2 protein-coding genes are annotated in these 1,100 nt (G+C 58.6%); both read left to right on the plus strand.

The annotated features are described in order from the left end of the window. A partial coding sequence (locus F758_RS49185) for a DUF1330 domain-containing protein (RefSeq protein WP_157450583.1) occupies window positions 1-147 on the plus strand: 147 nt, incomplete at its 5' end. 254 nt (window positions 148-401) lie between these two features. Next, window positions 402-779, plus strand: coding sequence for an NUDIX hydrolase (locus F758_RS0143060; RefSeq protein WP_024513515.1), 378 nt, complete (start codon window positions 402-404; stop codon window positions 777-779). The last annotated feature ends 321 nt before the right edge of the window (window positions 780-1,100 follow it).

Genomic DNA, 1,100 nt, shown 5'->3' on the forward strand with positions numbered 1-1,100 from the left:
ATCGTGATCGAGTTCAAGGACTACGAAACCGCGCTCGCCTGCTACCGCTCACCCGAATACACCAAGGCGAGGGCACTGCGCGCGGGCGCCGTAGATATCGACATCATCGTAATCGAAGGCTACGACGGGCCGCAGCCGACGGACTGATCACCTCTCCCGCGCAACCTTTCGGCGCGCCGAGGGGCGCCACCCACCTCAGTGGAGGCCACCCTGCAAGCGGACTCGAATGCTCAGCCTGAGTTCTTCCGGGTGTGACCCAGCTCGGAAATTGCCTTCGATAAGCCGGATGGCCCCTTCGCGCCCGATTTGAGGGTGCCAACGCCTCGTACCGAGGCTTGGCATCTCATTGATTCTCAGTTCATGTTTCTTTCGGGCATGTCGAAGGTTACGGGGCGACGAGGTTGGCTAAATCCTCAAAATTGGTGGCCATAAAGCGTGGTTGGGTGCTTTTGGTCCGACGACGGCGCGACCAGCGCTGGATGTTTCCGGGCGGCCGGAAGCGGGCTAGAGAGAGCGACAAGCAATGTCTCCATCGCGAGATCAAGGAGGAACTGCCCAAGCTCAAACTGGGTCGGCTCAAACTGTGGAAAGAAGTCAAAAAGAGAAACCGCCTGTCCGGGCGTAAAATGAGCGACGCTATCTTCATGGCGAGCAAGGCTTCGGGCGAATTGAAGATCGGTGACAAGCGAGAGATCGACAGGGCGGTGTGGCGTAAGCCACGAGGCATCAGGCTGACGCCCACCTCGCGATACATACGCGACAAGCTGTTTCCGAAGTAGCCACGCTAACGATCGGGGCATCGCGCGCCAAATCAAGCGATGCCCCTAGACTTCGGTCGAGGATGACCTTTGCCCTCTCCAAAGCCCTTCTGTGAGACGATGTCTCTTTGTGTGCCATCGCGACGAAATCCGCCTGTCGCCTGCATGTCGGCTCCGAGGGGGGTAGACCGGACCTCATAGAGATGAGGCAAGACCGTCGCGATTGACCCTTAGCTGAAATCGTTACGGACCACCGTGCCCGGCTTTCCCCCTTGTGTTTGTGTTAATGTCACTGCGTTTCAGCAAATAGTCCAGGCCGCCGACGCGATACCAGCGATACCC

Origin of the sequence: Bradyrhizobium sp. ARR65, from assembly GCF_000472385.1 — a bacterium.
Classification (GTDB): domain Bacteria; phylum Pseudomonadota; class Alphaproteobacteria; order Rhizobiales; family Xanthobacteraceae; genus Bradyrhizobium.